At 34.8% G+C, this 16,682-nt stretch carries 4 protein-coding genes; all 4 read left to right on the forward strand.

Going from position 1 to position 16,682, the window contains the following annotated elements; all coding sequences use genetic code 11:
• Positions 1 to 50: 50 nt before the first annotated feature.
• The 4 genes from ACE38P_RS02095 (at position 51) to ACE38P_RS02110 (ending at position 16,667) form a co-directional block, all read left to right on the forward strand.
• Entirely contained in the window at positions 51 to 7,187 is a 7,137-nt protein-coding gene (locus ACE38P_RS02095; protein ID WP_374699412.1) for a SpvB/TcaC N-terminal domain-containing protein, read from the forward strand.
• A 259-nt stretch (positions 7,188 to 7,446) separates the two neighbouring features.
• Positions 7,447 to 7,575 (forward strand): hypothetical protein, encoded by a 129-nt coding sequence (locus ACE38P_RS02100; protein WP_374699413.1) that lies wholly within the window; start codon positions 7,447 to 7,449, stop codon positions 7,573 to 7,575.
• A 352-nt stretch (positions 7,576 to 7,927) separates the two neighbouring features.
• The gene (locus tag ACE38P_RS02105) at positions 7,928 to 8,296 is read left to right on the forward strand and encodes a hypothetical protein (RefSeq protein ID WP_374699414.1); all 369 of its coding nucleotides are present in this window, start codon (positions 7,928 to 7,930) and stop codon (positions 8,294 to 8,296) included.
• Between the two features lie 4 nt (positions 8,297 to 8,300).
• Entirely contained in the window at positions 8,301 to 16,667 is an 8,367-nt protein-coding gene (locus ACE38P_RS02110; protein WP_374699415.1) for a neuraminidase-like domain-containing protein, read from the forward strand.
• Positions 16,668 to 16,682 lie beyond the last annotated feature (15 nt).

Below are 16,682 nucleotides of genomic sequence, written 5' to 3' on the forward strand. Positions count from 1 at the left end.
TTTTACGAATCTTGTATATATAAACATACAAACGCATTTTCATGCAACCAATGGAATCTAACAAAGATACTTCCACTATTGAGGCCAAAAAGCTTGAGCTACCAAAAGGTGGTGGAGCGATAAAAGGAATAAGCGAAGCTTTTGAGGCTAATTCATTCACTGGTACTGGGTCCTTTTCAGTACCAGTTCCACTTCCAACGTGCCGTAATTTTTCGCCTTCTTTAAGTGTTAATTACAATTCTGGAAGTGGTAACGGAGTATTTGGTATAGGGTTTAATGTTTCAATAGCAAGTATTATCAGAAAAACATCCAAGAAAGTTCCAACTTATGATGACGAAGATGTCTTTGTCCTCAGTGGTGCAGATGACTTGGTTGCGATTAATCAAACAAGTAATAGCGAATATGATATTACTTGTTATCAGCCACGTGTTGAAGGATTATTTGCTAAAATAGAGCGTTTGATAAGTAAAAGCGATAACACTATTCATTGGCAAGTTACTAGTAAAGATGGCAGTATTTCCGTTTATGGTAAAAATAAACAAGCACAAATCTATGATCCAAAGAGTAATAGCCGCATAGTAGAATGGTTACTTGAGGAATCAAGAGATGTATATGGAAATAAAATATTTTATTATTATCGCTCAAGTACAGCGAACTTAGAAAGACAAGGTGGTGGCAGAGTAATTGATCGGATTACTTATGGCAATAATGAGGGGTTAAATTACAACCATTTTGAAGTTCTATTTGATCATGGCGAAAACGATTTTGCAAGCCCGATAGATAAAAAGTACAACGAAGAGAGAAAAGCCATTCTCCGCCCAGATCCATTTACTTCACATATAACAGGATTTGCAATAAGGACTGAGCTACTCTGTCGAGCTATAAGGATTTATCATCGATTTGATGAGCTGGGTAGAGAGCCAACGTTAGTAAATGGAACGTACTTTGATTACGACGAAAAACCAACAATTACGTATTTAAGAGCGGTAAAGCAGGTTGGCTATTATGAGAGAGGAGAAAAAAGATTTACTAAGAGTACACCAACTTTAGTTTTTTCTCATACCAGCGATGATTCTACCTACGTTTCAACAATTTCATCGGTAATACTGAGCGATGGCGGTAAACCATCTAAAGAGCTTCTACAGATTCTAAAAGAACAAGACTATATATTTAAAAGAGATAGTGCAGAGATTGTAGAAGAAAATTCAGCTTGGAGAATAAAAGATAGTGAAAAGAATCTTCTAATCAAAGAAAAAGGAAATTTTTTGGACCTTCACAATACAAATAATAAAAACTCTTTTAAACCGGTAAAAATAGAAGGAATAAACAAAAACTTTCCTGGTTATTTAAATGATCAAAGATTTCAATCGGTTGATTTATATCAAGAAGGTATTGAAGGGATATTATATAACGACGGAAACACAATCCTTTATTTTAGGCCAAATGGGAATGGAGAGTTTGCTCAAGCTAAACTACTCGAGCGTTTTCCATCATTACTCCGAAAAACTACTTATTCACTAATGAGCCTAGAAGGTAACGGTGAGCTACAACTTTATGTGAATGAAGGTAGCTTTCAAGGTTATCATGATTTTGATGGTAAATGGAGTGAATTTAAGCCCCTTGAGTCGCAAGTAATAAACATCAGTAGTGAAATTCAAGAAATGATTGATGTAACTGGGGATGGAAGAACTGATATCGTAGTATTTGAAGGAGAAAGCGTCAGAGTATATCCATCGCAAGGAAAAAAAGGTTACAAAAAAGCTATTTATAGCGCAGCACCAAAAGATCTACCAAATCAGCGTTTTAATTCAGGGAGTACTTTAGTACGCTTTGCTGATATGTTTGGTGATGGCAAGAGCCATTTAGTTAAAATAGAAAATGGCAAAGTAGAATGTTGGCCAAATCTTGGCTATGGTAAATTTGGTGAAAAAGTTGTATTTAAAAACGCTCCATATTTTAGGAATGGATTAAATGCAAAAAGACTTTACTTTGCTGATATCGATGGTTCTGGTACTACTGATTTAGTTTACGCTAACCACAATAGTTTAGATATCTACTATAACAATAGTGGCAACTCTTTCAGTAAACCAGTAACTTTGAAATTACCGGTAGATTACAATCATATTGGTCGTATTGAGTTTGCTGACATCCTTGGTAATGGCACTAACTGTTTGCTTATTAGCTATCTGGATCAAAATTTAAAATTACAACATCTGTATTATGATTTTTACAATGGAGTAAAACCACATTTACTGAAGCAAATAGATAATAACATGGGCAACCTTACCCGTCTTCATTATGCAGCTTCTACTAAGTTTTACTTGGAGGATAGAAAGGAAAATCGTCCTTGGGTTACAAGTCTGCCGTTTCCAGTACAAGTAATTGAAAAAATAGAAACGATAGACAATATAGTAGGAAGTAAACTTACCAATAAGTATCGTTATCATCATGGTTTTTATGATTACACTGAAAAAGAATTTCGCGGATTTGGTTTTGTAGAAACTTGGGATACTGAAGATTTTGCTACAACTGATCAGACTGAAAAAGAAGATTATGTTGCTCCTATTTATACCAAGACTTGGTACCACACTGGGGCTTATAAAAAAGCAGGAGATTTAGTTGAGAGCTATAGAAAAGAATTTTACCAGGGAGATAGAGAAGCGTTAAAAATAACTCCTCAGGTATTTGATAAAAGTATAATTACTATAGAGAATAAAAGACAAGCATACCGTGCTATTCAAGGGCAAATGCTAAGACAAGAAGTCTATGGTTTGGATAAGGATGAAAATCCCAACCTTTACCTGCATCCATACTCGGTAACTGAGTCTAGTGCTGCAGTAAAGCTATTAAGGTCAAGTAGCAGTAGTGCCAATAAGATATTTAAATACGGAACATTCTTTGTTAACTTACAGGAAACTATCAGTTATCACTATGAAAGGAATTGCTGTGATCCACGTATTGAGCACAATTTTGTTTTAGAGATTGATAAATATGGCAACATCATTAAATCAGCAAGTATTACTTACCCTCGTCGAAATCAATCTGGTAACTATTCAGAACAGCAAAAACTACATGCTACTTTAGAGTATAATTTTTACGTTAATAATACTAAAGAATTTTACTTGCTTGGAGCTCTCTATAAATCACAAGCTTTTGAGATTGGGGGCTTAAGAGTTGCAACAGATAGCTATGTTAACATTAGTGACTTAAAGACACACGTAGAGAGATCTCTACAAAATACGATAAAATTTGAAGAAAATCTAAGTCATACAAGAGCACAAGCAAGACTCTTAAGTGAAAATCATAATTATTACTGGAATGAAGTACAAAATGCAGCTTTGCCGCTTGGCTCAGTAACTCAGCAAGCACTGCTTCATCATACAGAAGCTATGGCATTTTCCGGTAGCCAAATCAAAGAAGTATTTGCCGGAAAAATCACGTCTGATCAAATGCTGAAAGACCTTGGCTATAAAAAAACGTCGAATGATTTTTGGTTGGTACCAAGCCCAACTCAGTATTATTATGGCGATAGTAAGTACTATTTACCTGAAAAAGTAATTGATGTTTTTGGTAGCGAAACTGCAGTGGTTTACGATAAATATAATTTACTGCCAATCAAAACAATAGTTAAAGCAACAGCAAACTCACATTATGAAGCAACAGCAGAATATGATTATCAACGTTTAACGCCAGTAAAATTAATTGATCATAATGATAGTGTATCAGAAGTTATATTAAATCCACTTGGAGTGGTGATTGCCACTTCAGTTTATGGCAGTGAAAAGGGCCAAGAAAAAGGTGATAAACCACTACCCGAATATCAAGTAAGAAAAGATCCAAGCTTTGATGATATTTTAGGTGTAGTAGATAGAGCAAATGGTCCAGAGCATTACTTACAGAATGCTACCAGTTTCTTTTACTATGATTTGGATGCTTGGAGAAAAAATGGCCAACCTGTTCACGTTATTAATTTGCAGAGAGAAACCCATGTTTCGGAAAGTACATCCAAAAGAATAAGAAGAGTGGTAACTCACATAGATGGGTTTGGCAGAAATCTTGAGACTAAAATGCTTGTTGATCCCGACTCTGAGCGTGAAAAATGGCTAGCATCAGGCAGAGTTGTTTATAACAATAAAGGCACGGAGGTGAAAAAGTATGAACCTTTTTATAGCAATACACCGTACTATCGACCAGAGGACGCTATACGTAATCAAGGAGTGTCTGAAACTCTTTATTATGATCCTCTGCTGAGAAATATTCGCATTGATACTCCAAAAGGCTTTTTTAGTAAAATAGAGTTTAATCCATGGACTACTCGAAATTTTGATCTTAACGATACAGTCAAAGATTCAGCATATTATAAAGAATTTTTTGCTAAATGGAGCAACGCAAATGATGCAGAAAAAGAAACGTTGAAAAATGAAAAAGATGCGCTGGAAAAGTCAGAAAAACATTATAATACGCCAACAATAGAGCATTTGGATAGTTTAGGAAGAAAGTTCCTGCAGATAGAAATTTTAAGCAAGGATGGACAAAATAACGTAGAATTAAAATCTCATGTGAAACTCGACATTCAAGGAAATGAACTGGAAAGTGTAGATCCAAGGTTTTATGAGCAAAACAAAGGTAAATTAGAAGCTGAAAAAATAAAAAACTTTCGCCATGTGTATTCAATGGCAGGGCTACTTAAAAGCATTAGTGTTGATGCTGGAGAAACCTGGAGTTTAGCAAATGTTGCTGGAAGTTCTGTATATAGTTGGAATAGCAGAGGAGTATATACTTATACAGAATACGACAGGTTACAACGGCCAATCAAAGTAAAAGTTACCAATCAAAAACTAGACAATATCGTCGAAAGATTCTTTTACTCTGAAGATATTCAGGATAAAGCGACCAATCGCTATGGAACGCTGATTGCTCATTATGATCAAGCAGGGCTAACTGAAGTTAAAGAAAATGATTTTAAAGGTCAGACATTAAAGAGTAGTTACACTTTAAGAAAGAATTATAAGCAAGAAGCAAACTGGGAAGATAGTGTTGCAACACATACAGATCTTGAACGAGAAGTATTTTATTCAAGCGTAAAATATAATGCAATCGGTGAAATAATTGAAAAGATTGATCCACAAAATAATGCCCATACTCCAGTTTATGATATAGCAGGGAGAGTAAGGCAAATTAAGCTTAAAAAAACAGGGGAAACAATTAAAACCTATGTTTCAGACATTAGCTACAATCCTAAAGGCCAGCGTATATCGATTACTTACGGCAATGGTGTTATTACCAGTTACAGTTATGACTCTAAAACTTTTCGGCTCACTAAACTAGAAAGTAAAAAGGGACAAAAAAAATTACAAAGTATTAATTATACCTATGACCCTGTAGGTAACATTACTTGCATGAATGATGAGTCTTATAAGACCATCTTTCCAAATAACAAAACTATAGATACTAAGTCCGATTATCATTACGATTCGCTTTATCGGCTGATTCAAGCAACAGGAAAAGAGCATCCAGCAGTAAGTGGAAATAGAGAGAAAGATGATTACATTACGCCGATTCCTCATTTAAACAATCAAAATGCGATTAGTAATTATACTGAATATTATGATTTTGATTATGGCAGTAACATTACAAGAATTAGGCATAACGGAAAAAATAGTTCTACTAAAGAATTTTACATATCAAGTAAGTCAAATCGGAGTTTACAGGTAGTAGATGAAAGGCCTGTCAATGAGAATAACATAAATGAAAGTTATGATGAAAGAGGTAATTTGCTTAAACTGAGTGGTACACAGAACTTGCACTGGAATTACCGCGATAACATCGCCTATGTTGATATTATAACTAGGCCTAGCGGGAAAAATGATAGTGAATATTATGTTTATGATAGTGGTGGACAAAGAGTCAGAAAGGTTACTGAGACTTATCAGAATAATGAAAAGAATTCCACTCGAGTAGAAAAAATTTACTTTGGTGATCTTGAGGTTACAAGAACTTACCAAAATAATAGTTTAAGTAAAGAGAAGTATACTGTCCATGTGATGGACGATGAAAGTAGAGTAGCTCTTCATCATTATTGGACTGAAGGAACACATGATGAAACTAAAGAAAGTCAGAATCGTTATCAGCTCAGTAATCATTTAGACTCAGTTGCCCTAGAATTAAATGATAATGCTGAAATCATTACATATGAGGAATATCTGCCATTTGGTGGAACAGCGCTGATTGCTGGAAAAACTGCTCGCGGGGTAACTGAAAAAGAATATAGATACTCAGGAAAAGAACGAGATGATAGCACTGGTCTTTATTACTATGGGGCACGCTACTATGCTACCTGGCTCTTAAGGTGGATTAATCCTGATCCTGCTGGCGCTTTGGATGGGTTGAATTTGTTTCAGTTTGTGAAGGGAAATCCGGTAAATAGTGTTGATACTTCCGGTTTTCGCACTCAATCTATAGTTTATATTGATAGAGACTTTCCTAGAGATAATGACCCAGTAGAACATTTAAACGCTCGCTTTGTAGGCTTCATTGGTCTTGGTGGTACTATACAAAGAATTGCAGAAGGTTTGCCAGGAAATCCTAGAAATAACTTGGTTACCGGAGCAGAAACTCTTCCAGGAGAAAGACCAGCAAGGGGTGGTGCTGAATTCCAAGATCGCAATGCAACAGATTTGGAAGATCATCATGCAGCTCATTTAACTCCGGGGAGAATTAATCCAAGAATACCTTTAGGTGACGTTCAGCGTGCAGAGTTAGCTGCTAGGTTGGGACATACTGAAAATCAACCCATAGAAGTTAATTGGTTCATAGGAAGAGCTGTAGATGAAGCTCAATCAGATGTGCTAGATCACGGTCTTCTTACAAATATAGATTTTACCGCAGGTGTAACTTTAGAGAATATGCAAGCTGTTAGAGAAATACGAACTGTGTTTGTCGATTTTCTGCACACTAGGCTTCATAGTACCATAAATAATTTGCGGAATGCGGGAGAACTTAACGGCTTTGATATACAAATAGAACATCTTAATACTTTGATTGATGACTTGGATACCTCACATAACCTCTTAGAACGAGCACTTGAGAGAGGAGTACAAGACTATAATAACCCAATTAGACTAATAGAAACCGGAAACATAGTACAAGGGCACCAAAGACGCGTACCAGAGTTTAGAGAAGAGTGAGTGCAGGAATAAGTATAAAGAAGAAAAGCAGCGTAAATCCAAAATAGCAACCAAGAGAAAGCTAGCAAGAACAGGATTTTGACTTTTGAGGACGAGTTTAACTAGTGTTTAGAGTATTAGTATAAATGAAACAATTTATAGGAGAAAATTATGACCAACACAATTAACGACTTCCAGCTTCGCCTAGAGAAAATGGGAATTGAACAATAACTAGCTGAGAAATTACTCAGCTTTAAAAATGAAAATGACGAGCATTTATATGATTCAGCATTTAAAATTATGTGAGGATATCTTTATTGAAAAGGTAAAGGACACAATCACAGAACAAGAAGCTAAAGATATCTACCAAAAAGCTTTAGTTAGACGTGAATTCGTCTCTCTATACTGAATAACAAAAGTAGATCTACTTAAAAACCTACAATAACAACTATACGGAGAAAATTATGACTAATGAAAATACAGTAAACGATTCCCAACTTCGCTTAGCAAAGATGGGAATAGAAAGAGGCGAAATAACTGAGAAATTGCCCAGGTTTTAAAAATGAAAGTGATGAGCCAATTATGACTCAGCATTTAAAATTATGTGAGGATGTCTTTATTGAAAGCGTAAAAAACGTAATCACAGAGCAAGAAGCTAAAGATGTTTATTAAAAGGCTCTTGCAGGAAGGGAATTCATTTCTTTCTGAGTTAAGCAATAAACACTTAATTTGAAAACTCAAACAATTATGGAGAAAAAACCATGACCACCCAAAACACAACAAATGATTCTCAACTTCGCTTAGAGAAGATGGGAATAGAAAGCAGCGAAATAGCTGAGAAATTACTCAGCTTTACAAATGAGGATGATGAGCCAATATATGACTCAGCATTTAAAATTACAGATTTATGTGAGGATGTTTTTATCGAAAAGGTAAAAGACGTGATCACAGAGCAGGAGGCTAAAGATATCTACCTAAAAGCTTTAGCCAGACGTGAATTCGTCTCTCGCTATATAGAAAATGCCAGAGAAATGACCGAACCACATTATCGAGCACTACGAGTCTGCAACATTGATCATGATACAGCAGAAGAGTGTGATGCACTTATACACAGTTTACAAGGAGAATAATAATATGACGACTACAACTACTACTACAGACAGCAACATCGTTGAAACTATATTTAAGACTAAGGAAGGTTATAACGAATGTGAACCTTGCCAATCGGTCTTAAGTCCAGCAGCTTATTTTGTTAAACTGATGGAGACTATTGAAAAGTACATTCCAACACACCAACTTAAAACACGTCGTCCTGATCTGTTTGAGCTTAAGCTAGATTGCGACAATACTAAGAAAGAAAAGTTATATCTGGAGATTGCTAATGATATAATGGAGAAAAATCTAGATAGTAAACTAGGTGGAAATGCTCTAAAAGAATTAGCAACGGACAAGTATAAATATCCTTTTAATTTACCAGCTAATTTTCCTTTAATTAGCATACGTGCTTACCTCGAAAAACAAGGTATAACCTTAGCTAATCTATATAAGGTATTAAAACCAGAAGCTAATAGTTTTGCGGAATCCTTAAAACTTTCACCAGAAGAATATAATCTCATTATTGATGCAACAACAACAGATTCACATTTAAACGAAGTTTACGGAATAGATAAAAGTGAATTGAGGGAAGCTGAAAAATTCATTGCTCAAACCAACATAGACTACAATAAATTAGATCAGCTAATTGACTGCTATAATAGAATTGATCCTACCAATAAGCTAATTATCAATTCTGGTACTATAGATAACATAGATCAGGCATTAGGATTTTTACATCGCTTTATTCGCCTTGCAAACAAACTTAATTGGTCGTTTGATGAATTGTGTAATGTATTGCTTGCAATTGATAAGAATGAAGTTGACGCAGGTGCTCTTAACGAGATAAGCAGAATAAAAAGCTTACAAGAAAAATTGAAAAAGCCTTTAAGTGAAGTGTGCAAGTTATATTCTAATGCTTCCATAGCAATAGAAGGAAGTAAGAGTGAAGAAGACGCAAACAATGCAGCAGAATCTCTATTCTTTCTACAAGGAGTAAAAGAATCAGACTTAAAGAAAGTTTATGGAATAGAAGAACCTTCTGAACCATTTAAAGAAGAAAATTTTGATGAATTTATTGCAAAAACTGGAGCAAAACGTCAGAAAGTGGAATGGCTGCTCAGTCAATCTACTACTCACAGCAAAAAAGCTAAGAAGCAAGAAAAAATTAGTGTCAAAGAGCAAAAATTTCTACACAACTTCTACCAGTTAACTGAAAGGTTTAAACTATTGTTTAAAAAGTTAGGTGAATTGACTCAGGCTCTGCCAAAGGATCTCATTACAAATGTAGATAACAGTACTACATTACAAAAGATTTGGAACATCAGTAAAGAAGAGCTGACTTCTTTGATTAATTATAATGACAAGGTATCAAGCAAAATTGGAAAATCACTCATTTTAGAAGTGCATAAGCAAATTCTGCTAGCAAGGTTGATGAATATTTCAATAGCTGAAGTTATACAGATTTCACTACAGTTAAACATTAGTGAGCTAACAATAAACAACGTAGAGCACGTTATTGAGTTAAGCGATTGGTTAAGCAACAATTCCATCACTATTGAGCAGTTAAGTACACTGGTAAATTCTTCTGCGCTTTCCCACCCTTATACAGAACAGGTAAGCAAAATATGTGAAGAACTGGAAAAGGATCAGGAACTAAAACATGATGAAAAAGCCTTTCATAACTTAGTACTGCAATATATAGGAGAACAGCTTAATGAAGAAGGACTAGCTGCAACACATGAGTTTACAAAAAAACAACCAACAAATTTACAACTACTAAGGCTTGAATCATTAGATAAAAGTATCGTTCATGATGTAGGAATCATTGGTCAAAAGGCTGTTTTTCTTGGAGAAAGCAAAGTACTTAAAAAGGATCTTGTAGAGCATGCAATTAGTGAGCCAAGAGAGAATGTTGCAGTAGCAACGGTTGGTGCAAAGACTATTTTCTTTGGCGGTAAGAAAAGTACAAATGAGTATTCCAAAAAAATAGATATTTATGATGAAGATACTGGAAGCCGGTTAACTGAAATAGCTAGTGAGGAACGTGATAGTGCAGCAGCGGCTGTTGTAGGAAGCAAAGCTATTTTCTTTGGTGGAAATAAGAGTAATACACAGTGTTCATCACAGATAGATATCTATGAAAGTGGAATTTGGACACCACATGCAGCTGGCGCTGAAAGAGCAAGAGCAAATGCGTCTGTTGCAGTAATTGGTGATAAAGCTATTTTCTTCGGTGGTGAAGTAGATCAAGGAAGGTCAGATAAGATAGACATTTATGAAAATGGAAACTGGACAACACACATAGCAAGTGAAGCTCGTTCAAACGCATCAGTAGCTATAGTTGATACAAAAGTTATTTTCTTTGGTGGAAATAAAGGTGGTAACCAACCTTCTGCTAAAATTGATATATACGATGCAGCAGATATTGACATTTATAGAACTGATCCAATGAAACGTTGGACAACATATACAGTTGGTGAAGCACGTGAGAATGCGTCGGTTGCTATAGTTGATGGAAAAGCTATTTTCTTTGGTGGTAAAGCAGATCAAACTAAGTCTAATAAAATAGATATTTATGATGCTAAAACTGAGAAATGGTTAGCAGCTGACTATACAGCAAGTGAGGCACGTGATGCAGTATCGGTTACAATTGTTGGTAAACAAGCTGTTTTCTTTGGTGGGTGTAAGGGTAATCAGCAATACTCTAAACATATAGATGTCTACGATAGCCCTACCAACAGCTGGAAAAAAACAGATGAAATTAACGAAGCACATGAGAGTGTATCAGCAATCGTAATTGGCGCAAAGGCTATATTCTTCACAGGAAAGAAAAATAGTACTGTTACAGGTCAAGTGTATATTTATGATTCTATAACTAAAAGTTGGATAAAGCGCACTGCAAAAGAAACCGAAACTCGAGATGACTTGCTTGTAGATATTACAAGCAGCACAAAATATTCAGGTAAAATAGATATCTATGATGATACAGCCAAATCCTGGAGAGCTATTGACCTTTATAAACCTGATAAGTGCAAGTCAATAAAAATACATAATAATAGAGCAACTTTAACTTATCAAGGTACAGAAAATAAGCGTACATATACGATAGGCTTATCTATAACTTATGATGCAACAATAGAAGAGCTTTTAAACAATGCCACTATGTTTACAACGCTTAAAATGGACGCAGAAGATATTACAAATCATGCAAATGCCTATAAGCTAAAAGCAACATGGACAGAAGAGCAGATAAAAACTCTTGCAAACTACAAAGCATTACAAAATGAATTTTCTGGTAATGAACTTACTCTGTCACAATATAGAGAATGGCTACGTGACAGTTACGATGAAAGCAAAGTCACAGAAAAAATAGCACATCTTACTAATTTGGATAAAAAAGTTCTGAATGAGATGAAGGAAATTGATGCATTTAAAAAGTATTTCAGTAAAGAACATAACCCTCTAGATTCTTTGCTAAAAATTAAGTCTTTTATGGATATTGCAGAGTGCTCTGCAATTGACGGCAAAATTTTGTTGGAATTGAAGGATCTGCATAATTTACCAGCATCTACTGGGTGGAATAAATATGATAGTACTGCAAAAAAACTACAGGAATCACTAAGCTACGTAGAAGGAGTAAAAGAGCAGCTAGAAGATCAAAAGCGTAATACTCTGGCAAACTATATGATATATGGTCGCGACAGTAGTGGTAACAAAATGTACGCAGATATCGAGAATATGCGAAACCTATACTCATTTCTTTTGATTGATGTTGAAATGAGTGATTGTTCAAAAATCTCTCCTCTTAAAGCAGGGCTAAACAGTCTTCAACTTTACATTCACCGCTGCATATTAGAGCTGGAAGAAGGTGTAACGGTTAAGCCTGATTTAACTGAAGAAATATGGGATTTACTAAACAATTATAGAAAGTGGGAAGCAACTAAAAAGGTTGCCCTGTATCCCGAGAATTATCTAAACCCTACACTGCATAAATCGGCAACAGCAGAATATAAGGCATTACAAAACACTTTAATGCAGGGCAATCTTAACGATGAAGAAGCAGCTAATGCATACATCAAGTATTTTGAGAATTTTTCACAGCTTGTGAATCTCAGAGTAGTTGATACTTATTTTACAGACAACAAGTTGTATATTTTAGGACGAACTCAAGCAGATCCTTATACTTACTATTACCGTATTGGCAATTTTGAAGGTGGTAAAACAGGAAGTACACAGACTTGGGAGCCTTGGCAAAAAATTGAAGTGCAAATACCAATCAACATCGCAAGAATAGTCCATACATTTGGTAGAATATTTATTTTTTGGCTACACAAAACTGTAAAGGAAAAGCAAATAGAAGATGTATCAATTAATGATTCTACTCTAACTGTGTACTATGTATTTAAAAAGGTGGATGGTAGCTGGTCCGCTCAACAAAAGTTGCCACACGATGTTAAAATAGATGAGAAATTTGAGATTGAAGTAAGGAAATGTTTAGATGTTAGAAATTGGAATAAAAAAACACTGGAGGAGTATAAAGGTAAAAAAGATGAGAAAGTTGGATTTCTTAAACACAATGTATGGGTTGAAGATCGGGACATAGAGGAGGCTAGAAGTTATTTTGAAAACGAGATTAGGGATTGGGGTAGAAAACTAAAAGAGAAGGTTAAAGAATCAAAAAATATTAATGAAAATTTTGATGGCAAGCTGAAAGTAGCTACAAAGGATAGCGAAATATTGATTTTGTCTTGTGAAAACGGCTTTCATAATAGTAAGTTTACTCTGAAAGAGGATCTAATATCAGAAAAATCTGATACGCGTTACTTTGGTAGGATTAGCAGCATTACAGAAGCAACGGAAAGTATAACAAAATTCTATAACGAGAAAAAAGAAAACGAAAAGAAAGCTGTTACAAAACGGTTAGAAGAAATACAGAAAGAAATAGATAAAGAGAAAAACAGTATAAGCAACGAGCAGAGTGAATTAGTTAACTTGAAAAACAAAAAAGATAGTGAGGAAAGAAGTAAAGATGAGTTGAAAAGCAAGGTAAGATCTATAGAACAAGATATAGAAGAAAGGAATAAATTACGGGAGGATATAGAAAATTTAAAAGTAAAGTTGAATAATTTATTTCCGCATAGATCAGGTGATTCACACGAAAAAGTAACAGAAAGAGACAGTTTACGAGAAGTAATAGATAACTTGAAGCAAGAGTTAACACAGTACAAGCAAAATGTAGAGAGTACAAATGTAGAATTACAGCAAAAGTTAATGACACTAGAAAAGGAAGTAACAAACTTAGAAAGTAAAATAAATCAATTATCAGGACAAGACAAAACTATAGAAGCACTAAAAAAAGAGAAGGATGCGTTAGAAAAAAATATAAGGCAGCATGAAACCGGAATAAAGGAGTTAGATGATGAAATAAAAAAGCATGAAAAAAAGAAAAAATACCTTGAGGACAAAATATCGCAACTACAAAAAGATAAAAAAGAAATAGAAGACGGTAATAATGAATTTGCTGTACAAGCAAGGAATAAAAAATTAGATAAAAAAAAGCAAAGAGAGATAGATTTAGTCAGTAAATTAATTAGTCAAAAGGAGAATGATGACGTAAATCAAAATCAATACAAAGACGAAAAAGTTTTGCAATTAGTCAATAAGTCATATAAAGAAGCTTATATTAAGGGATCAGGAGCAATCTTAGCACCAGAAGTGCAAAACCAAACGCTTGATTTTCAAGGGTTTTATGGGGTATATTTGTGGGAAATATTTTTCCATATCCCAACACTAGTTGCATACCTTTTTAATCAAGAACAAAAATTTGCTGAAGCACGCAAGTGGTACCAATATATCTTCAACCCTCTCAAAAAGGGATGTGATGCATGGCAATTTATTCCTTTTAAAACTAAATGTGATAAAGAATCAGACGAAAGCGGTGAAAAATGTGATAGTGGAAAATTAGTTGATTCACTTGATTCATACAAGGAGGCTGATAAGAAAAAAACTTCTCATGAAAAGTATATAATCATGTCATACGTAGATAACTTAATTGACTGGGGTGATTCAGAGTTTTCTAAAGGGACATGGGAAAGCATCAATCAAGCGACAATGCTTTACATCAGAGCTTGGGATCTGCTTGGGGAAAGACCAAAAAAGAAAGGAAAGTTCAAAGTTAAATCTAAGAATATATGTGAATTGTCAAACAATAAATACGATATATGTAAAATAGAAGCAAGCGCTCCAAGAAGCGTTGTTCGGAATACACAAAATAGCCCTAACGCTGCTGTAGTTGACCTCACCATATATTGTAGTTACTTCTGTACTCCAGAAAATAAAAAATTTATCAGCTTATGGAATACGATCGAAGATCGCCTGTATAAAATAAGACATTGCTTGGACATTAAAGGTAAACGTTTAGAGCTTGCTCTATTTCAACCATCAATCGATCCAGGGCAATTGATTAGTACTGCAGCCGGTGAAAGTACCATGAGGTTACCAAAAATAGCCCAAGTGCCCCATTACCGTTTTAAGTATATGATTACCTATGCTAAATCAATTGCTGATACTGTAACTCAGATTGGCTCAGAACTATTAAGCGTTTTAGAGAAAAAAGATGCTGAGGCACTGAATTTACTTTACAACAAACAAGAAGCTATAATGGCCAATTTAATGACTACCATTAAGGAAAAAGCCATTGAAGCATTAAAAGAAGAAGCTAAGGCACTTGATGCAAGTTTGAGTAGCGCAAAAGACCGAAAATCTCATTATGAGAAATTAATTAATGAAGGACTATCAATTGCTGAAATTGCAGCAATAGGAACATCCATTGCTGCCGTAGTTCTTTTAGCTGCTACAGTTTCTCCCAAACTAACTGCTGCAGTTTTAAATCTTATGCCAAATATTTTTGGGTTAGCATGTGGTGGTCATGACCCTGGTAGATCTGCAGATACTGCTGCTAGTTCAATTCAAACAGCAGCAAACGTATTATCAAACACATCACAAAATATAAGTACTTATGCAAGCTATGACAGACGAGCTGAAGATTGGGATTTACAGAAGATTATGGCAACTCATGATGTTGACCAGATTAGCTATCAAATAGAAGCAAATAAAATGAACCAAGCAAATGCTGTACAAGATCTTAGAGCGCATAGGGAATCGATAAAACAAATCAAAGAAAAAGAGTCTTTCTTTAGGAGCAAATTTACTAACCAAGAACTCTACAGCTGGATGAAAGGTGAGCTTAAAAGTTTATATATTAGGGTTTATAGACTTGCCCTTGAGATCGCAAAGCAAGCTGAAAGGGCTTACCAATATGAGATTGATAATGATAAAACATTCATTCAACCAGGACACTGGAATAGTTTAAAAGAAGGCCTACTTTCAGGGCAAAAGTTAAAGTTTGAACTTGAGCAACTTGACAAAGAGTACCATGATACCAATGAAAGAAGATTAGAAATCACTAAAGTAATCTCACTTAAATCCCTTGATCCTATTGCACTTTATGAGCTTAAAACTAAAGGCAGTTGTAAATTCTCTCTCACAGAAAAAATATTTGATCTTGACTTTCCTGGTCACTATGCTCGTAAGATTAAAGATATAAAGATTACTATTCCAGCAGTAGTTGGTCCTTATGAAAATGTTCATGCAAGTTTGCAACAAACAAGTAGCCAAGTAATATTAAAAAGCGATGGTGCAATAAACGCAATTAAATACTTAGTAAGCCCAAGTGAAGAAGAACAGCCTGAAACTGATCTTTTAAGAGCTAACTGGAAACCAAATCAAGAAATTGCTATCTCAAAAGCTGATCAAGATAGTGGTCTATTTGAGCTTAGTTTTGGTGATGAACGCTACTTACCATTTGAGGGAACAGGCGCAGTTTCCACTTGGGAACTGAGTTTACCACAGGCAACTAATAGGTTCGACATCGGTACTATTTCTGATGTTATCATTCATTTAGATTACACAGCGCTAAATGGTGGAGAAACATTAAGCAATCAAGTGAAAAATCTCAATCAAATAAAGTATTACCAAGGTACATTAGTTATGAACCTAAGTTCGGTCTATCCAGAAGAATGGGAAAATTTTAAACAACAAGCAAAAGGGCGTTCTTCTGAGCTAAAATTCAAACTATCCCCTGAAATTTTCCCCGTTCACGTCAAAAATCCGTCAGCTGATCTAAATAGAGAAAACAATATTTATGTTATACCTACTACACCTGAGACAAATAGTAGAATGACTATAAAGTTAAATAACTATAATTGGGAACGTAATTCTAAAAAGATTGTTAATCCTTCACTTACAATTGGCAGTGATTGGAGTATGAAAATTAACAACGCTGATACAAACAAAATTGAGGAAATCATAATTATGGTTCCTTATAAAGCAACGATTAATTGGTAACTTACTGCCTTCTAT

This window comes from Wolbachia endosymbiont (group A) of Limnophora tigrina (genome assembly GCF_964263225.1).
Taxonomy (GTDB): Bacteria; Pseudomonadota; Alphaproteobacteria; order Rickettsiales; family Anaplasmataceae; genus Wolbachia.